The organism is Variovorax sp. V35 (assembly GCF_041154465.1).
In the GTDB taxonomy this organism is placed as follows: Bacteria; Pseudomonadota; Gammaproteobacteria; order Burkholderiales; family Burkholderiaceae_C; genus Variovorax; species Variovorax boronicumulans.
In genome coordinates this window covers 7,150,077-7,168,125 of sequence record NZ_AP028666.1, presented here as the reverse complement: position 1 = coordinate 7,168,125, position 18,049 = coordinate 7,150,077, and the positions used below count along the sequence as shown (strand labels likewise).

The following is an 18,049-nucleotide window of genomic DNA, read 5'->3' as shown; positions in this document are numbered from 1 at the left end:
AAGACGCTTTCCCTCCATGTCGCACGAAGACCGCATCCGCCTGCCCGCCCTGCGCAGCAAGATCACCACCGCGGAGGCCGCTGCCGAATGGATTCGCGACGGCATGGTGGTCGGCATGAGCGGGTTCACGCGCGCCGGCGACGCCAAGGCCGTCCCGCTGGCGCTCGCGGCCCGCGCGCGCCGCGAGCCGATGAAGATCACGCTGATGACCGGCGCCTCGCTCGGTGGCGACGTGGACCGACAGCTGACCGAGGCCGGCGCCATCAGCCGGCGCATGCCGTTCCAGGTCGACACCGTGCTGCGCCAGGCGATCAACCGCGGCGAGGTGATGTTCATCGACCATCACCTGTCGGAAACGGTCGAGATGCTGCGCACGCGGCAGATTCCGCCGATCGACATCGCGATCATCGAGGCCGTGGCCATCACCGAGACCGGCGCGCTGGTGCCCAGCACCTCGATCGGCAACAGCGCGAGCTTCGCGATCCTGGCCGACAAGGTGATCGTCGAGATCAACACCTCGCAGTCGACCGCGCTCGAAGGGCTGCACGACATCTTCATTCCCAAGCACCGCCCGCAGCGCGAGCCGATGCCGCTGGTGGCGCCGCACGACCGCATCGGCACCAGCGCCATTGAGATCCCGCCCGAGAAGATCCTGGGCATCGTCATCACCGACAAGGCCGACAGCACCTCCACCGTGCTGCCGGCCGATGCCGAGACCGCGGCCATCGCGGCGCACCTGGTGGCCTTCTTCGAGCGCGAGGTGGCGCAGGGCCGGCTCACCGAGCGGCTGCTGCCGCTGCAGGCGGGCATCGGCACGGTCGCCAACGCGGTGATGTCGGGGCTGGGCGCGGGGCCGTTCGAGCACCTCACGATGTACTCGGAGGTGCTGCAGGACTCGACCTTCGACCTGTTCGACGCCGGCAAGCTGGATTTCGCCTCGGGCTCGTCGATCACACTGTCGCCCGCGAAGGCGCGGCAGGTGTTCGGCGACCTCGACCGCTACAAGGACCGGCTGGTGCTGCGGCCGCAGGAGGTGAGCAACCACCCGGAGATCATCCGGCGCCTGGGCATCATCGCGCTGAACACGGCGCTGGAGGCCGACATCTACGGCAACGTCAATTCGACCCACGTGCTGGGCACGCACATGATGAACGGCATCGGCGGCTCGGGCGACTTCGCGCGCAACGCCTACCTGTCGATCTTCGCGACCAAGTCGGTCGCCAAGCAGGGCGCGGTGTCGAGCATCGTGCCGATGGTGTCGCACGTGGACCATGCGCCGCAGGACGTCGACATCCTGGTCACCGAGGTGGGCCTGGCCGACCTGCGCGGGCTGGCGCCGCGCGAGCGGGCGGCGGCGATCATCGCCAACTGCGCGGCCGAGCCGTACCGCGCGATGCTGCAGGATTACTACACGCGTGCTGTGGCGACCTGCGGCGGCCACACGCCGCACCGGCTCGAAGAGGCCTTTTCGTGGCACGTGCGCTACCGCGACACGGGCACGATGCGGGTCGACTGAAAGCAGAAAGGCCGGTCCTTGCGGGCCGGCCTTTCCTTCTTGTCAGCGCTTGAAGCGGGGGCTCAGAGCGCCAGCATCAGCTTGAGGTTCTGCACCGCGGCGCCGCTGGCGCCCTTGCCCAGGTTGTCCAGGCGCGCGATCACCACGGCGTGGCGGTGGTCCTCGTTCGGGAACACGCGGATCTCCAGCTGGTTGGTGTCGTTGAGCGCCAGCGCGTCGAGCTTGCCGTCGTCGGTCGGCGGCAGCACCTTCACGAACTGCTCGGGCGTGTTGCTCTTGGCGTAGTGCGCGGCCAGGGCGTCCTGCAGGTCGCCGGCCTTCGGCTTGCCGGGCAGCAGGTCGAGGTGCAGCGGCAGCTGCACCAGCATGCCCTGCTTGAAGTTGCCCACCGACGGAATGAAGACCGGGCGGCGCGTGAGGCCGGTGTAGGTCATGATTTCGGGGATGTGCTTGTGCTTCAGGCCCAGCGCGTAGGTCTCGAACAGCGGCGCCTTGCCGCCCTCGTAGTCCTCGATCATGGTCCGGCCGCCGCCCGAATAGCCGCTCACCGAAGGCAGCGACACCGGGAAATCGGCCGGCAGCAGGCCCGCATCGACCAGCGGGCGCACCATGGCGATCGCGCCGGTGGCGTAGCAGCCGGGGTTGCCGACGCGGTCAGCCTGGGCCACGGCCTGCCAGTGGCCTTCGACGAGTTCGGGGAAGCCGAAGACCCAGCCCGGCGCGATGCGGTGGGCGGTCGAGGCGTCGATGATCTTGGGCTTTTTGCCCGGGAGCTGGTCGATCAGCGCGACCGACTCGCGTGCCGCGTCGTCGTGCAGGCACAGCACCACGAGGTCGACGCCGGCCATGAGCTCGCGCTTGGCGGCCACGTCCTTGCGCAGCTCGGGCGCGATGCTCACGAGCTCGATCTGCGGCATCGTCTGCAGCCGCTCGCGAATTTGCAGGCCGGTGGTGCCGGCTTCGCCGTCGATGAAAACCTTGGCCATATCGGAGTATGCGTAGGGTGGCTAGAAGAAAGTACGTATTGACCGCAACCGCGCATCAAGTATTGGTGCGGCGCACCATGATACAGTCCGCGGTTGTTCGCCGCCCCCAGCCGTCAGGCTGCCGTCGCCCGCGAACAACAGAGCAGAAACAACAGTCTCACTCCCGATCTCCCGTTCTCAACCTCCTCCTTCCGAGAGACATCCCTCATGAAGATTCACGAGTACCAAGGCAAGGAAATCCTTGCCAAGTTCGGCGTGCCGGTGCCGCGCGGCATCCCGGCCTATACGGTTCAGGAGGCGGTCGAGGCCGCCCAGAAGCTTGGAGGCCCGGTCTGGGTCGTCAAGGCCCAGATCCACGCGGGTGGCCGCGGCAAGGGCGGCGGCGTCAAGGTCGCCAAGTCGATCGAAGACGTCAAGAAGCTGGCTGGCGAGATCCTCGGCATGCAGCTCAAGACCCACCAGACCGGCCCTGAAGGCCAGAAGGTGCGTCGCCTCTACATCGAAGACGGCGCCGACATCAACAAGGAATACTACATTTCGGCCGTGACCGACCGCGCCACCCAGAAGGTGGCGTTCATCGCTTCGAGCGAAGGCGGCATGGACATCGAGGAAGTGGCCCATTCCACCCCCGAGAAGATCATCACGGTCTACGCCGACCCCAAGGACGGCCTGACCGACGCGCAAGCCAAGGAAATCGCCGACGGCATCGGCATGCCGGCCGATTCGACCGCCCAGACGGTCGACATCCTGAAGAAGCTCTACACCTGCTACATGGAGACGGACGCCTCGCTGGTCGAGATCAACCCGCTCAACCGTGACAGCAAGGGCAACGTCGTCGCCCTGGACGCCAAGTTCAACTTCGACAGCAACGCGCTGTTCCGCCACCCCGAAATCGTGGCCCTGCGCGACCTGGACGAAGAAGACGCGGCCGAAGTCGAGGCCTCGAAGTTCGACCTCGCCTACATCTCGCTGGACGGCAACATCGGCTGCCTGGTGAACGGCGCCGGCCTGGCCATGGCCACCATGGACACCATCAAGCTGTTCGGCGGCGAGCCGGCCAACTTCCTGGACGTGGGCGGCGGTGCCACCCCCGAGAAGGTCACGGAAGCCTTCAAGATCATGCTGAAGAACAAGAACGTGGAAGCCATCCTCGTGAACATCTTCGGCGGCATCATGAAGTGCGACACCATCGCCACCGGCGTGATCGCAGCCTGCAAGGCCGTGAACCTGCAAGTGCCGCTGGTCGTGCGCATGAAGGGCACCAACGAAGTCGAAGGCAAGAAGCTGCTGGCCGAGTCGGGCCTGCCGATCATCAGCGCCGACACCATGGCGGACGCGGCCCAGAAGGTCGTGGCAGCAGTCAAGAAGGCCTAAGGAACAAGTCATGTCGATCTACATCAACAAAGACACCAAAGTCATCACGCAAGGCATCACCGGCAAGACCGGTCAGTTCCACACCGAGAAGTGCCAGGAATACGCGAACGGCAAGAACGCCTTCGTGGCCGGCGTGAACCCGAAGAAGGCCGGCGAGTCGATCTTCAACATCCCGATCTTCGGTTCGGTGAAGGAAGCCGCCACGCAGACCGGCGCCACCGTGTCGGTGATCTACGTGCCGCCGGCAGGCGCCGCGGCCGCCATCTGGGAAGCTGTCGAAGCCGACCTGGACATGGCGATCTGCATCACCGAAGGCATTCCGGTTCGCGACATGCTCGAAGTGCGCAACAAGATGAAGGCCAAGGAAGCGGCCGGCGGCAAGAAGACCCTGCTGCTGGGCCCGAACTGCCCCGGCCTGATCACGCCCGACGAAATCAAGATCGGCATCATGCCCGGCCACATCCACCGCAAGGGCCGCATCGGCGTGGTCTCGCGCTCGGGCACGCTGACGTACGAAGCCGTGGCTCAACTGACGGAAATCGGCCTGGGCCAATCGTCGGCAGTCGGCATCGGCGGCGACCCGATCAACGGCCTGAAGCACATCGACGTGATGAAGGCCTTCAATGACGATCCGGACACCGACGCCGTCATCATGATCGGCGAAATCGGCGGCCCCGACGAGGCTGACGCAGCCCGCTGGTGCAAGGACAACATGAAGAAGCCGGTCGTCGGCTTCATCGCCGGTGTCACCGCCCCTCCCGGCAAGCGCATGGGCCACGCCGGCGCGCTGATCTCGGGCGGCGCCGACACGGCCGAAGCCAAGCTCGCCATCATGGAAGAGTGCGGTTTCACCGTGACGCGCAACTTCTCGGAGCTGGCCAAGCTGCTCAAGGGCAAGCTGTAAAAAGCACACCCACCGCTGGCGGCATTCCCGCCGCTCGCATTACCACGCAGAAATGAAAAAGCGCCCGCATTGAGTTGCGGGCGCTTTTTTAACTACAACACAGTGGAATCAGAGACATGGAACTTCTTCAAAGCACGGACTTCTGGATCGGTCTGATCAAGATCGTCTGGATCAACATCATCCTCTCGGGCGACAACGCCGTCGTGATCGCCATGGCGGCGCGATCGCTGCCGCCCGCGCAACAGAAAAAGGCCGTGCTGTTCGGCTCGGGCGCGGCCGTGGTGCTGCGCATCGTGCTGACGGTGGTGGCGGCCAAGCTGTTGGCGCTGCCCTACCTGCAGATCATCGGCGGCGCCCTGCTGCTGTGGATCGGCCTGCAGCTGCTCAGCGAGGAAGACGAAGGCGACGGCGAGTCCAAGGAATACGGCAGCATGTTCGCGGCCGTGCGGACCATCCTGCTGGCCGACCTGGTGATGAGCCTGGACAACGTGATCGCCGTGGCGGCCGCCGCGCAAGGCAGCATGGTGCTGCTGGTGTTGGGTCTGGCCATCAGCATCCCCTTGGTGATTTTCGGCAGCACGCTCATGATCAAGCTCATGGAACGCTTCCCGATCATCGTCATGCTGGGTGCCGCGCTGATCGGCTGGGTCGGCGGCGAGACCATCGTGAGCGACGTGTCGCTGCATGAGGCGCTGGCGGCCAACCCCTGGATGCACTACGTGGGCGCGATCGCCGGCGCGGTGCTCGTCGTGGCCCTGGGCCGCTTCCTGCAACGGCGCGCACGCGCTGCTGCGCACTGATCCCTTAAAAAGCGAGCGCTGACAAACGATGGCAGGTGTTGGCGTTTCCCTTTTCTCCAGTCGACCGGCGCTGAGCTGGGAGTTTGCGGCGCTGACCGATGTCGGGCGCCTGCGCGCCCACAACGAAGACGCGGTGCATGTCGACCCGGCCCTCGGCCTGGCGCTGCTGGCCGACGGCATGGGCGGTTACAAGGGCGGCGAGGTGGCCAGTGCCATGGCCATTTCGCTGATGCACGCGAGCTTCGGGCGCTGGTTCGCCCAGGCCGGCATGCAGGCGCCGGCCCGCGTGGTCCGGCGTGCGCTGCAGGCGGCCACCGACGAGGCCAACGGCGCCATCCTCCAGGCAGGCATCACCCACGAAGAACTGCGAGGCATGGGCACGACCCTGGTGCTGGCGGCGTTCCGCCCCCAGCGCGTGGTGGTCGGCCACATCGGCGATTCGCGCTGCTACCGCCTGCGCAACAACAAGCTGGAGCAGCTCACGCGCGACCATTCGCTGCGCCAGCAGCAGCTCGACGCGGGCGCCATCACGCCCGAAGAGGCCCTGAACTCCCCCACCCGCAACCTCGTGACGCGGGCCGTGGGCGTGGAAGCCCAGGTGTTGCTGGAGATGCACGAGCACAGCGCCAGGCCGGGCGACCTGTACATGCTGTGCTCCGACGGGCTCAGCGAGATGGTGCCGGATGCGCAGCTTTTCACGCTTTTGAGCCGTGATCTGGGGCTGAAGGAGATGGCTTCACTTTTGGTTGCAATTTCAAACGACAATGGCGGACGGGATAACATTTCAGTTGTTCTGGCCAAGGCGGGCGTCAGCGAAGCGACCCGCGGGGCCATGTAGCAGCCAACCCAGGCGGCGGACCGTTTGCGCCGCCTGACGGTGCTGGATCTTTGCAAACGGGGAGTAATCGGCCATGCCGAAGATGATCATTTCGGTCGATGGCGTCGTCATCGGCCAAGTGGCGCTCGCCAAGAACCGCACGACGTTGGGCAGGCGCGCCTACAACGACATCGTGATCGACAATCTCGCCGTCAGCGGCGAGCATGCCGTGCTGCACATGAGCGGCGGCGAAGTCGAAATTGAAGATCTCAACAGCACCAACGGCACCTACGTCAATGCGCTGGCCGTCCAGAAGCAGGCGCTCCAGGACAACGACGTCATCGAGGTCGGCGGCTGCCGCATCCATTTCCGCTCGCACAGCAACCTCATGGCCGGCCCCGGCTCCGTGCGGGCCTCGCTCTCCGAGTATTCGGCGCCGATGCCGCTCTCGTCGGCACCCACCGAATCGGGCGCGCTGGTCGAGCTGGGCGTGCCCGTGCTGCGCGTGCTCTCGGGCGCCAACGAAGGCCAGGACGTCCCGCTGCAGAAGGTGGTCACCACCATCGGCAAGCCCGGCGTCGCCGTGGCCGTCGTCACCCGCCGCCGCCAGGGCTACGTGGCGGCCACCGTTGTCGGCAGCGTCACGCTCAACGGCGCCCCGCTGGGCGCCGAAGCCGTCGCGCTGCAGGAAGGCGACGTGCTTGAACTCGGCGGCGCCTCGCGCATGCAGTTCGTCCGGATCTGAGCCGCTTCCGGCGCCCCGCTCCGCCCCCCGTTTTTTCGCCGACAGGCATTTGTTGTCCAAGGCTGACCAGCCATGAGCGCATTGCGGCGGCACTGGCCGCGCATCGCCATCACGCTGCTGCCGGTGCTGCTGGCGCTGCTCCATGCCACCGGCGCCTGGCGGCTGGGTGTGATCGAGCATCTGGACCACCTGATCTACGACGCCCGCCTGCGCGCCACCATGCCGGGCACGCCCGACACGCGGGTCGTGATCGTCGATGTCGACGACGCCAGCCTGGCGCGCGAGGGCCAGTGGCCCTGGCCGCGCGACAAGATCGCCAGCCTCACGACGGAACTGCTGGCCCGCCAGCACGTGGCCGTGCTCGGCTTCGACGTGATGTTTCTCGAGCCCGATCGCAGCTCCGGCCTCGGGCGCCTGAAGGAGATCGCGGCCGGGCCATTGAGCGGCGTGCCGGGCCTCGCTGCCGAAATCGACCAGCTCGCCCCCACCCTCGACCACGACGCCACACTGGCCCAGGCCCTGCGCGGCCAGCCCGTGGCGCTAGGCTACTACTTCACGCGCACCGAACAGCCCAGCGCCAAGGGGCTGCTGCCGGCGACGCCCGTGCTGCCGCCCGACGCCTTTCCGCCCCATGCTTCCTTCGTCACGCTCTGGAACGGCTTCGGCGCCAGCCTGCCGGTGCTGGGCCGCGCGGCGCCGGTCGCGGGGTTCCTGAACACGCTTGTCGGTGACGGCAGCGACGACGGCGTGATTCGCAGCGTGCCGCTCATCGCCCGCTACGAAGGCGAGCATGCGTCGCCCGGGCACTACGAGTCGCTGGCGCTGGCGGTGTACCGGCTGGCGAACGGCTCGCCGCCCGTGCGGCCGGCGCTCGTGGCCGGCGACGGCAACTTTCCGCGCCTGCAGGCGCTGGTGCTGGGGTCGCTGCGCATCCCGGTCGACCAGAGTGCCAGCTTGCAGGTGCCGTTTCGCGGCCCCGGCGGGCCGCGCGCAGGATCGTTCCGCTACGTGGCCGCTGCCGACGTCCTTGAGGGCCGACTGGCGCCGGGTGAGTTGAAGGACAAGATCGTGCTGCTCGGCGCCACCGCGCCCGGCCTGCAGGACCTGCGCGCCACCCCGGTCGGCGCAGCGTTCCCGGGCGTCGAAGTGCACGCCAACATCGTCTCGGGCTTGCTCGACCGGCGCCTGCTGGCCGTGCCCGACTACGCGCCGGGTTATGAAGTGCTGACCGTGCTGGCGGCGGGGCTGCTGCTCGCGTTCGGGCTGTCGCTGCTGTCCGCATCGCGCGCCGTGCTGCTCGGCGCGGGCGTGGTCGCCGCGCTGGTCGGCCTCAACACCTGGCTCTACGTCGGCCACAGCCTCGTGCTCCCGCTGGCGTCGGCGCTCGTCATGGTGGCGCTGGCCTTCGCGCTCAACATGAGCTGGGGCTACTTCGTCGAATCGCGCGCGCGGCGCGGGCTGGTGCGGCTCTTCGGCACCTACGTGCCGCCGCAGCTGGTCGACGAAATGCTCGTGCGCCCCGGCCGCTACAGCATGCGCGCCGAGAGCAAGGAAATGACCGTGATGTTCTGCGACATGCGGGACTTCACCCGGCTGTCCGAGCAGATGGCGCCGGCCGAGCTGCAGGCCTTCCTGAACACCGTCTTCAGCCGGCTCACCGAGGTGATCAGCGCGCACCGCGGCACCGTCGACAAATACATGGGCGACTGCGTCATGGCCTTCTGGGGCGCGCCCATCGACACGCCCGGCCATGCCGCGCTCGCCGTGCAGGCGGCGATCGACATGGCGGCCGCCGTGCACGACATCAACCGCCAGCACCGCGCCAACGGCCGTCCCGAAATCAGCGCGGGCATCGGCTTGAACAGCGGCCTCATGAGCGTCGGCGACATGGGCTCGACCGCGCGCCGCAGCTATACCGTGGTCGGCGACGCGGTCAATCTCGCGTCCCGGCTGGAGGGCCTGAGCGGACACTACGGGGTCGAGATCGTGGCCAGCGGCGCCACCCGCGAGGCGGCGCCCGGGTTCGTCTGGCAGGAGCTCGACAGCGTGCGCGTCAAGGGCAAGGCCCAGGCTGTCGCCATCTACACCCCGCTCGCGCCGGAAGCCGCGGGCGAGGCGCAGGACACACGGCAGCAACTCGACCGCTGGAGCCAGGTGCTCGCCGCCTACCGCCGCCAGGATTGGGCGCTGGGCCGGAACTTGCTGGCCCCCCTGCTCGCCGCGGATGCGAAAAAAGTCCTTTACCAGCTCTACGCCCAGCGTTTAGCCTCGATGGCGCTTCGCCCGCAAGACCCGGACTGGGACGGCGCCACCCGGTTCGACACCAAATGACGACAGACGCATACAAGGGGTCTTCCACAATGCAGGTTCGCGTGCTGGGTTGCTCGGGCGCCATCGCCAAGGACTGCCGCACCACCTCGTTCCTGGTCGATGCGGACCTGCTCGTGGACGCCGGCACGGGCGTCGGTGACCTCACCCTCGACGAGATGGCCGCCATCGACGACGTGGTGCTCACCCATTCGCACCTCGACCACATCGCCGCCCTGCCCCTGATGCTCGACGCCGTCGGCAGCCGCCGCGTCCGGCCCCTGCGCGTGCACGCCCTGGCGGCCACCATCGATGCGCTGCGGGCGCATGTGTTCAACAACGTCATCTGGCCGAATTTCGAACGCATTCCCAGCCCCGAATCGCCGTTCGTGAGTTTTCATGAGATCGCGGTCGGGCAGCGCCTAGAACTGGGCAGCGACGCTCCCAAGCTGATCGAGGTGCTGCCGGCCGTCCACACCGTGCCGGCCTGCGGCTTCGCCATCCGCCGGGCCGAAGGCGGCGCCCACTGGGTTTTCAGCGGCGACACCGAGCGCAATCCACCCTTCTGGGAGCGCGTCAACGCGATCGACGTGGCGATGCTGGTCATCGAAACGGCCTTCAGCTCCCGCGAAGAGGCATTGGCCGAACGCAGCCTGCATCTGTCGCCGGTGGCGCTGGCGCACGAACTGGCGCACATCGATCCGGGCAAGCAATACCCGATCTACATCACCCACACCAAGCCGGCGGAGACCGAAGAAATCATGAGCCAGATCGAGATGCTGGCCGGGCGGGAGGTGGCAGGGTTGGCGCAGCGGGACATCCGCTGGCTCAAGGCGGATGGGGTGCTGACCTTCTGACTGGAAGCGGTCGGGCATGACAAATTTGTCGACACAATTGGCATCTGAGTGCGAGTTGTGTCACATCATGTAACTATCTTGTGACCAAAGGCGGCCCGATCGAGGGCTGCAGGGTGGGGAAACCGGGTGGCACGGATGCTGCGGAAGTTACCCCGCTCCGGGCTGGTTCCCGGGCTTTACAAACCAACCTGGAGTTAATCGAATGAACCGTCGTTCTATCGCACGCAATGTGCAAAAGGGTTTTACCCTGATCGAATTGATGATCGTTGTGGCGATCATTGGTATCTTGGCCGCAGTTGCGCTGCCTGCGTACCAGGACTACGTTGTCCGCTCGCGCGTTACCGAAGGTCTGGCACTTGCCAGCGGCGCCAAGACGGCAATCTCTGAAAACGCCGCCCAAGGCGCCGGCTTCGCGAATGGTTATGTGCTTCCGGCCGCAACGCCAAATGTTTCGAGCATCGCCATCGCCGATCTGACTGGCGTGATCACGATTACCTACACGGCGGCAGCTGGCAACGGCACCGTCACTCTCACGCCGACGTCGGGCGGTACTGCTCTGGCTGGTACGGCGCTGACTACCGCGCCCACTGCCACGGTCGCCGGCGCAGGCGGCAGCTCGACGGTTCCCACTGGTGGCTCCATTGAATGGCTGTGCCGTCCTGGCACGACCGGCGGCATGGCTGTTAAGTTCCTGCCCGCTTCGTGCCGCCCGTAACAGCTCTGCTGTTTCCAGAGAAGCCGCCTTCGGGCGGCTTTTTTGCGTCTACTCGAACCTCACTGGCTCCAACAGTTAGGTGGTCCTATCGTCCTGCATGGTCGAGATGTTCTTCACGAAGAGCGCTGCGCGGCCCTGATGCCTGCTTCTATCGACACCATCTTGGACGGCTGGATGAGCTCCCTGGATTGAACGGCGGCTACGCACTTCGTCGCACGCTGGCAAGATTTAACCTGAGGAGAGCGTTTCAACGCATTGAAGGCGACGGGTCGTTGAACACAACCTCCACTCGCAGTCGTGACTTGACTGCCCGGCCATCGATCTCACCGGGAGAAAACTCCGCAGCCATGAAGGCTTCGCGTAGAAAATAGGGTCGGAATTCAATTTCCAGCCGCGTCATTTTGGTGCAAAGGCTCGGCTCGTTTCGGCGCGCTGACGCGCAGGCGCTCATCGACAATTCGGTCTTCCGCCGTCGATTCCGAATCCGCCAGATGCGCCCCAAGCCCTGCAAATCTCCCCTAGCGAAGCCGGCCCCGCACTGACGCCGCCGCAGAAGCGCTTCAACACCTGATCCGCCAGATCGAGAAGGCCCGCCAGACGCTGGCGGCGTGGCACGACGGCATCGGCACCTACCGCCAGGCCCATGCGCAGGTGCTGCAGCCGCTGGAAGACGAACTGCTGGCCGCGCGCAGGCAATGGGTGTTCGCGCTGGACGAACTGCTGGGCCAGCCGCGCGGATGGACCCAGACCGATCGCGAGCCGCTGCGCGAACTGGTGTGTGACGCCGCGGGCGAGTTGCTGCATGCGCTCGACGGCGACGATGAAAACAATGATGAAGAACTCAAGGCGTTGTTCGCCTGGCACGCCGAGATCGATTTCGACACCGACCGGCAGCAGATGTGCGGGCTATGAAGGACGTGGCTGAAGCCATGACCGGCTCCGACCTGGGCGACGGCGAGAGCGTCGACACGCACGACGATCTGTTCGCGCGCATGCAGCAGGGGATGCAGGCGAAGGCGGCGGCCCAAGAGGCCAAGGAGGCCGAGCACAACACCCAGGCCGCGCCGCGCTGCAAGGCCAGCGCCGCGCAACTGCGCCGCGAAGCCGAGGCGCAACAGGCCACGCAGTCCATGCGCGAAATCTTCCGCAAGCTCGCCAGCGCCCTGAACCCCGACCGCGAAACCGATGCGCAGCAGCGCGACATCAAGACGGCGCTGATGCAGAGCAGAAGGCGAACCAGGCCTACGCGGCCAACAACCTGCTCGCGTTGCTCGAGTTGCAACTGCAGATCGAGCAGATCGACGCCAGCCATATCGCGAGCGCCAGCGCCGAGCGCCTGAAGCACTACAACAAGGTGCTGGGCGAACCACTGGCGGAAATGAAGGCGGAGATCGAGGGCGTCGAGCTGCGGTTCTGCTACGACCACGGGCTCGCGCCCGGGCGCACCGCCATCGACCCGCGCAAGCTGGGCCCACTGCTCGAGCAGCACCGCCGGCAGCTGCGCCTGGAACTGAGCCAGCAGCAGCGCGAACTGCGCACGCTGGCTGACGCAACGGCGACCAAGCGCTGGCTCAAGCAGCAGCGGCAGCTGCTGCGCGAACCCGCGTACGGGTTTGATCCTTTCTTTTGAGCGCGCTAACCGGCGTTGCGCTCCTTCAGTTCGCGATGACTTCCCGCCACATGATTCGGGTAGGCGTCGTCGCCGACGGCACCGTCACGTCATAGACCTTGTTCTTCCCATCGGACGTGCGCACGAGGATCTTGATCGACCCGTTCGGCAGCCCCTCGGGCTGCACGCGACTTGCCAGCACATTGCCGATGAAGCGGCTGCTCAGGTTGGGAATCGCCCCGCCGTTCGCGTAGTTGAGGAAGTACAGATTGGAGCTTCCGCCTGGTGAGCACTCGTCGCTAGAGGGAATGTTTGTCGTGAAGGCCAGAACGCCTTGGAACAGCACCGGGCTCGTGTACGAACGCTCGCCCACCGGTGTGGTCGCGAAATCGAGTACCCAGCCTTTCTTGGTTGCCAGGTCCAGGGGGTTGCTGGTCACGTTGATGTTGTCGCCCGAGCGGGTCGCCGTTTGCCTGACGAGGCTGGCGCGCAGCGGTGTGATGGTTGGCGAGTCGGACTTGTTGTCCATCAGGCCGTAGAACGATTGCGCCTGGCTGGCGTTGGCATTGGCGCCCGTTCCACCGGGGATATCGGAGGAGCCAAGGTACTGGCCGGTGCCCACAAACACCATGCGCTTGTTCTTGACCACCCCCAACTCAATCGCGTTGGTGATGGGTTGTGCTGTGCCACCGCTGTCGACCAGTGTCGCTAGCCGCCTGACATTCCAGTCGGTCGTCGAATTGGACGAAAGATCGAACCGCCAAACGTTGCCGTACAAATCCCCGCCATACACGTAGTCGGCCGTGTCGTCGGTGCCGGGGCTGACCAAAAACGCGCTGATCTTGGCCAGCCCGCTAGGGATGGCGCTCGTGCCTACCCCGGTGCTGATGTCCTTGATCAGTTCGCCTGTCGCGGTATTCAGAACATAGAGGTGACCCGTCCCGTCGCCGCCCGTGTCGGAGCCGTTGTTGTAGCCGGAGGTCACCAGCGTGACCCATCCCGCGGCCTTGGTTTTCACATTGAGGGGCGTGCCGTAGGAATAGCCGATGCTGTTCCTGACTGTGTCGGTGGTGTTCGCATTGGGAAACTCCCACATCACCTTGCTCGCGACGTCGGCTTCCGACGCAGCCGAAGGCGCGGTCACATTCAAGGCGTAATAGCCGCGCCCCCCCTTGCCGAGACCTCCCACGAGCACGGTCGCCCAACTGGGAGAGGGGGGTGTGGGCAGGTTGGCGCTTGTATTGCTGAGGTCCACATCCGTCGCCACGGCCGTGCCGTCGACATAGAAGCGATGCTGGAATGTGGGGGCTTGCTGGGAGAGGCCGACCAGGGAGCTGGTCGTCGTGGCCGTGGCGGAGAGATTGCTGGCCAGCAGGCTGCCGGGCACGTAGGCCCACAGTTCGTTGCCGGTGGTCGCATCGAATGCGTGCAGCATGCCGTCGTTGGCGCCCTGATAGACGACTTTGGTCCGGTTGGCTGCGGCGCCGGCCTTGAACGTGGCGTAGCCCGCATCGGTGTAGCTCGAGCGAGGCGCCGAAACATAGGTGGGCTCGGCGTTCACGATGTCCCCGAGCACGTGGGTGCGCGTCCGATAGGGGCGTGCACTGGTACTGTCGGTGCCTTCCTTGGTGCGATCACCCCGCAGGTAGGAGAGCACGGCAGCGTTGTCAGCCGGGCCGGGCGGCGTTGCGGGCGAGTTCAGTCGCGAGATCTGTGCGGCGCTGAGCCCGTCCGTGGTGAATGCGACGCCCGAAGTGCCATTGAAGCTGGCGATCTTGCGGGTGCTGAAGACCTTGTCGTCCAGCAGCGACTGTGCGGACCAGAGCGGGGTCGTGCCCACCAGCCCGGTATTGACATCGATCGCGAACGCTTCCAGATTGCCGTACCAGGATCCGGAGTTGAAGTTGGAGGCAAAGGCCGTGTTGTCGCCCGAGCGGACGTTCGGATTGCTCACGGCCACAGAGGCGGCCGCGCCTGTGCGATTGACGATGTTGTTAAGAATCGACGAGAGCGCGGTCTGCAGCTTCGCCGGATCGTTGGCGTTGAAATACTGGCCATGGCCGTTCAGCGCAGCATGCCAAAGGTCGTCAATGGCGGTTGCTGAATTGGCCACCGGCGCGGGCCAAGAACTCGAACCGCTCGGCGGTGTGGAACGGGTGCCGCTGGCACCTAGGCCGATGGTGAACGTCACCATGTGTTGCCAAGTCGCAGGGTCGGATGAATTGGCCGCGACCTTGCCGGCGGATGAGGTGGGTGCTGTGAGATCGGAAATCCAGTACTTCATTGCGACGTCCGCCAAGGTGTCGGATGCGCTGTTTCCATCGTAGAAGGGGGCAGGGAAATTTTTCCCAGCCTCCAATGGAACGCCTGCAATAGGGTCGTTGATGGCCACTTTGGCTACATCGTCGTAATAGACATTGGCCGGCAGTGTGGGAACCTTTTTGTCCAGATTCCCGACGTCCTTCACACTCCCTTCGTTCCAATATCCATCGGTAGACAAAATTGTGTAGTTGGGAGTGCAGGCAAGAGGAACGGTGACGCTCCGCGCCGTCGTTGACGTTGCCCCCGGCATGGTGCCAGATGTGAAGTACTGGCCGGCGCGATCTAACGCTGGGACGAGAGGCGTGCCTCCGCCGGGATTAATTCCATATACGCGGCTGTACCAAGTGGATTTTTGCGTGGAATCGAAATTGGAAAGGGCGACAAAATTTGCGGCGGTTTTATTTTCGCTGCTGGAGTTGTTGTTGATGGTGGAAAAGCCAACCCTCGATTTTCCGTCAAGCGCGGAAAAGGCAATTCCAAGAGAGGTTTTTGCGGTTGCGATACGCGTTCGATAGTACGTAAACCAATTGGCGAAATTCTGTATTTCTTGGTCGTAGGTGCATGTGGCTCCTGCCCCACAATCTGTACGTGATGCGGCACGTGAATAAGTGGTCGTCCCGGGAGTGATCTCTACGCGCGTGTAATTGGTGTCGTTGTTTTGATTGTCATTGCCGTTTGGATTCCCGGTGCCTTTCCAAGAATAATAGAAGGCATAGCGCGTATATTGTTGGCTATATGTGCCTGTGGAGTTGTCAGGGCAGTTGGTGTTCTTGGCAAAAGATGTGGAGTTGTAGAGCGGCAGTGCGATGCTCGATTTTCCCCAGCAGGTTTCTTTCAGATTCTTGCTTCCACTAGTGGCATATGGATCGATTCGAGCGGCATCCGGAGGGCTGGCACCCATGCTGGATGTGAATGCCGTTACCGTTGCCGTGCTGTCGTATTTTACCGCCGGCAAATAGGTGATTTCCGGGTTGTAATAAAGCTTGTTGTAGGCGGGGGAGTAAAAAGCACGATTCGTTTTGCCGCTATCGTACTCGCTTGTCGCATCATTGCCGGTTATTGTTTCCCACGCCATACTCCCCGAGTTATCAAGCGTAAAAAGAATGTTGGGCTTGACTCTGCTTTGCACAATCAGCGGGGCATCCGTTAAATCTGTTGCTGCCAGCAAAAACGTCGGCTGCAACGCGACGGACGCGATCAGCGCATGAACAAGGGCGCGCGAGAAATAGTTCTTTTGCATGATGAATTTGATTTGTGTTGCCGTCGATCAGCCAAATGGCAATTCGATCGTTGTCTGAACAATGCTGCTGGTATTGCGCGGGCCGAGAACGCGCACGGTCACCCGGTAGTGAATCGTGGGCCGGGTTGCCGGCGGCGGTGTCAGGCTTCCGAAGATGTTGGTGGTCTGCGCATGGCTGTTGTTGTCGTCACCCGCATTTCCTCCTGCTGAAAACGGCTGCCCGGCCACGCATTTGCTGGTCAGCAGGGTCAGGGGGTCGGTCTTGGCGGGGGCGGTGGTACACAGCCGGTCGATCACGTACTGCACCCGGTACAGGGATTCGTCCGTACAGGAGATGGTTGCGACGCTGCCTTCATGGTCGTAGCAGGGGACCGAGCTCCAAGTGATCGTGCTGGGAACGCCGGTAGCATCCACGGCCTGCATCAGACGGTAGTACTTGTTCGCCACATCGGCATCGGCTTCGGCGAGCGCGGGCAGTGCATTGAATGCGCGTTCCGCACCCGTATCGGCGATGCTGGTGGCTGCCTGCTTGAAGGCCGCGTTGCCCGAGATCACGCCGGCCGTGTCCGTAGAGCGCAGCAGAGCGGCCGCGGCCAGCGACAGCACCAGCACCGCAATCAAGGCGATGAAAACGACCACCCCTTTTTGCTGCGTGCTGCTGCGATGTGGTCGACGGGTGAAAGCAGGCTTCATGGGGGAGGGAGCGGATGTGAGGCTCATTGCAGGTTGGCCCAGAGAACGTTGCGAAGCGGCACGATGGTTTCAAAGGCGCGGTAGCGGTAGCAGCGCCAATCGGAATCGTTGCTTAGATCGATCGTGGGACCACCGGTCCAGCTTTTCGGCGCGGTGGTGGTGGTGGTGCAGGCTTGGGCACCATCCTCCATCCGTTCCTTGAGCGGGCTGCGCACCACCACGGCGATGCGTACGGCCTTGATGCGCCTGGCATCGTCCACGGAGGGAGCGGCCCAGGCCCCGGTGGCGGCAACCCAGTTGTTGACGACCTGGCTGGCGGCATCGCTGATGCCGTACATCGCCTTGAGGCTCACCACGTTGTTGGCGAGTTGCACCTGCGTCATCGAGCTGAAGAAGTCTTGCGACACGAGCGAGCCGCCTGCCACCGAATAGGTTCGCTGCGTGAAGGTACCGATGTCGTAGATCCGCGGGTTCTTGGTGAAGCTGGTGGGCCAGCCCAATGTGGTCATCACCTCGGCCGGCGGGTTGTAGATCGGCTGTGTTGCGGTGCCTGTGGCCGTCGCATGCGTCAGGACGACGCTGTCCGGGCTGGCGGGGTTGGCGTCGCTTGCGGTGATGCGTGTGAGCGTACATCTGCCATCGTCGTCGGTCATCCACACGAAGCCCCCCACACCCGAAAGCCCGACCTTGCTGGTCGGCTGGAGGTTGGAGGCTGGCGTGCCGGGTGGGTTGATCGTTGCGTTTTGCAGCAGCATGTTTCGGACATTGCTGCGAATCGACGTCCCCCAGAGCATCGTGATGCTGTCGGAAGCTCCGGCCGCAGTGCCCCCGTCGGCGATGCGCACGGGCGCGCCCGAGAAATTGGGAACGGGGCCGCTGGTCGCGCCGGTGCTGTAGTACGCAAAGTACGCGGTGCACGGCATGATGGCCGCAGTCGGCATGCCCCAGCCGGCGGCGCGGAGGTCGCGCTCGATCGTCGCCAGGCTGAAGCTGCCGTTCTGCTGCGTGTCGGCGCCCGAGGTGGTCGAGCGCTTGATGCCCTCGTAGGTAGAAATGACCTGGAAGATGATGACCGTCGCCACGAGTCCGATGACCATGCCAACGAGCGTTTCGACGAGGCCGAAGCCTCGCTGGAGGTTTCCTTGCTGAAATGAGGGCATGAAA

The 18,049-nt window shown here is 64.7% G+C and carries 16 protein-coding genes; 12 read left to right on the top strand and 4 right to left on the bottom strand.

The window, feature by feature from the left end; translation table 11 throughout:
* Nucleotides 1-16: 16 nt before the first annotated feature.
* The gene (locus tag ACAM42_RS33185) at nt 17-1,516 is read left to right on the top strand and encodes a succinate CoA transferase (RefSeq protein ID WP_369630679.1); all 1,500 of its coding nucleotides are present in this window, start codon (nt 17-19) and stop codon (nt 1,514-1,516) included.
* 62 nt (nt 1,517-1,578) lie between these two features.
* Here ACAM42_RS33185 and argC read toward each other — a convergent pair whose 3' ends face one another.
* On the bottom strand, nt 1,579-2,502 hold the full coding sequence (gene argC, locus ACAM42_RS33180; protein WP_062475332.1) for an N-acetyl-gamma-glutamyl-phosphate reductase: 924 nt from the start codon (nt 2,500-2,502) through the stop codon (nt 1,579-1,581).
* A 207-nt stretch (nt 2,503-2,709) separates the two neighbouring features.
* Between argC and sucC the strand changes: the two genes are divergently transcribed.
* The 11 genes from sucC (at nt 2,710) to ACAM42_RS33125 (ending at nt 12,651) form a co-directional block, all read left to right on the top strand.
* Nucleotides 2,710-3,876, top strand: a complete 1,167-nt coding sequence (gene sucC / locus ACAM42_RS33175) for an ADP-forming succinate--CoA ligase subunit beta (protein ID WP_062475330.1) — start codon at nt 2,710-2,712, stop codon at nt 3,874-3,876.
* Nucleotides 3,877-3,886: 10 nt separating this feature from the next.
* Nucleotides 3,887-4,780 (top strand): succinate--CoA ligase subunit alpha, encoded by an 894-nt coding sequence (gene sucD / locus ACAM42_RS33170; RefSeq protein ID WP_056575184.1) that lies wholly within the window; start codon nt 3,887-3,889, stop codon nt 4,778-4,780.
* Between the two features lie 116 nt (nt 4,781-4,896).
* A complete protein-coding gene (locus ACAM42_RS33165) occupies nt 4,897-5,580 on the top strand; it encodes a TerC family protein (protein ID WP_062475329.1) in 684 nt (227 codons plus the stop codon).
* A gap of 28 nt (nt 5,581-5,608) precedes the next feature.
* Nucleotides 5,609-6,418: a Stp1/IreP family PP2C-type Ser/Thr phosphatase gene (locus ACAM42_RS33160; protein ID WP_070063289.1), complete on the top strand. Its 810-nt coding sequence runs from the start codon at nt 5,609-5,611 to the stop codon at nt 6,416-6,418.
* Between the two features lie 73 nt (nt 6,419-6,491).
* Nucleotides 6,492-7,142 (top strand): FHA domain-containing protein, encoded by a 651-nt coding sequence (locus ACAM42_RS33155; protein WP_095747310.1) that lies wholly within the window; start codon nt 6,492-6,494, stop codon nt 7,140-7,142.
* A 72-nt stretch (nt 7,143-7,214) separates the two neighbouring features.
* On the top strand, nt 7,215-9,473 hold the full coding sequence (locus ACAM42_RS33150; protein WP_369630678.1) for a CHASE2 domain-containing protein: 2,259 nt from the start codon (nt 7,215-7,217) through the stop codon (nt 9,471-9,473).
* A gap of 29 nt (nt 9,474-9,502) precedes the next feature.
* On the top strand, nt 9,503-10,306 hold the full coding sequence (locus ACAM42_RS33145; RefSeq protein WP_369632832.1) for a 3',5'-cyclic-nucleotide phosphodiesterase: 804 nt from the start codon (nt 9,503-9,505) through the stop codon (nt 10,304-10,306).
* 202 nt (nt 10,307-10,508) lie between these two features.
* Complete coding sequence (locus tag ACAM42_RS33140; RefSeq protein WP_369630677.1) at nt 10,509-11,021, top strand: pilin; 513 nt, start codon at nt 10,509-10,511, stop codon at nt 11,019-11,021.
* Between the two features lie 651 nt (nt 11,022-11,672).
* Nucleotides 11,673-11,933 carry a hypothetical protein gene (locus ACAM42_RS33135; RefSeq protein ID WP_369630676.1) on the top strand — a complete coding sequence of 87 codons (261 nt, stop codon included), beginning with the start codon at nt 11,673-11,675 and terminating at the stop codon, nt 11,931-11,933.
* A gap of 17 nt (nt 11,934-11,950) precedes the next feature.
* Complete coding sequence (locus ACAM42_RS33130) at nt 11,951-12,361, top strand: hypothetical protein (protein WP_369630675.1); 411 nt, start codon at nt 11,951-11,953, stop codon at nt 12,359-12,361.
* Nucleotides 12,289-12,651, top strand: coding sequence for a hypothetical protein (locus tag ACAM42_RS33125; protein ID WP_369630674.1), 363 nt, complete (start codon nt 12,289-12,291; stop codon nt 12,649-12,651). The genes ACAM42_RS33130 and ACAM42_RS33125 overlap by 73 nt, the downstream gene beginning before the upstream one ends.
* 25 nt (nt 12,652-12,676) lie before the next feature.
* Here ACAM42_RS33125 and ACAM42_RS33120 read toward each other — a convergent pair whose 3' ends face one another.
* Genes ACAM42_RS33120 through ACAM42_RS33110 form a run of 3 tightly spaced genes read right to left on the bottom strand, consistent with a single transcriptional unit; the run spans nt 12,677 to nt 18,045 of the window.
* Complete coding sequence (locus ACAM42_RS33120) at nt 12,677-16,192, bottom strand: pilus assembly protein (RefSeq protein WP_369630673.1); 3,516 nt, start codon at nt 16,190-16,192, stop codon at nt 12,677-12,679.
* A 27-nt stretch (nt 16,193-16,219) separates the two neighbouring features.
* A complete protein-coding gene (locus ACAM42_RS33115; RefSeq protein ID WP_369630672.1) occupies nt 16,220-16,885 on the bottom strand; it encodes a hypothetical protein in 666 nt (221 codons plus the stop codon).
* A 23-nt stretch (nt 16,886-16,908) separates the two neighbouring features.
* Entirely contained in the window at nt 16,909-18,045 is a 1,137-nt protein-coding gene (locus ACAM42_RS33110) for a PilW family protein (protein WP_369630671.1), read from the bottom strand.
* Nucleotides 18,046-18,049 lie beyond the last annotated feature (4 nt).

Bases quoted from the DNA above. Each gene is read 5' to 3' on its own strand.
- ACAM42_RS33185 (WP_369630679.1), top strand. From the start codon at position 17: ATGTCGCACGAAGACCGCATCCGCCTGCCCGCCCTGCGCAGCAAGATC.
- ACAM42_RS33150 (WP_369630678.1), top strand. From the start codon at position 7,215: ATGAGCGCATTGCGGCGGCACTGGCCGCGCATCGCCATCACGCTGCTG.
- ACAM42_RS33145 (WP_369632832.1), top strand. From the start codon at position 9,503: ATGCAGGTTCGCGTGCTGGGTTGCTCGGGCGCCATCGCCAAGGACTGC.
- ACAM42_RS33160 (WP_070063289.1), top strand. From the start codon at position 5,609: ATGGCAGGTGTTGGCGTTTCCCTTTTCTCCAGTCGACCGGCGCTGAGC.
- sucC (WP_062475330.1), top strand. From the start codon at position 2,710: ATGAAGATTCACGAGTACCAAGGCAAGGAAATCCTTGCCAAGTTCGGC.
- ACAM42_RS33115 (WP_369630672.1), bottom strand. From the start codon at position 16,885: ATGAAGCCTGCTTTCACCCGTCGACCACATCGCAGCAGCACGCAGCAA.
- ACAM42_RS33165 (WP_062475329.1), top strand. From the start codon at position 4,897: ATGGAACTTCTTCAAAGCACGGACTTCTGGATCGGTCTGATCAAGATC.
- ACAM42_RS33110 (WP_369630671.1), bottom strand. From the start codon at position 18,045: ATGCCCTCATTTCAGCAAGGAAACCTCCAGCGAGGCTTCGGCCTCGTC.
- ACAM42_RS33155 (WP_095747310.1), top strand. From the start codon at position 6,492: ATGCCGAAGATGATCATTTCGGTCGATGGCGTCGTCATCGGCCAAGTG.
- ACAM42_RS33140 (WP_369630677.1), top strand. From the start codon at position 10,509: ATGAACCGTCGTTCTATCGCACGCAATGTGCAAAAGGGTTTTACCCTG.
- ACAM42_RS33120 (WP_369630673.1), bottom strand. From the start codon at position 16,192: ATGCAAAAGAACTATTTCTCGCGCGCCCTTGTTCATGCGCTGATCGCG.
- ACAM42_RS33130 (WP_369630675.1), top strand. From the start codon at position 11,951: ATGACCGGCTCCGACCTGGGCGACGGCGAGAGCGTCGACACGCACGAC.
- sucD (WP_056575184.1), top strand. From the start codon at position 3,887: ATGTCGATCTACATCAACAAAGACACCAAAGTCATCACGCAAGGCATC.
- argC (WP_062475332.1), bottom strand. From the start codon at position 2,502: ATGGCCAAGGTTTTCATCGACGGCGAAGCCGGCACCACCGGCCTGCAA.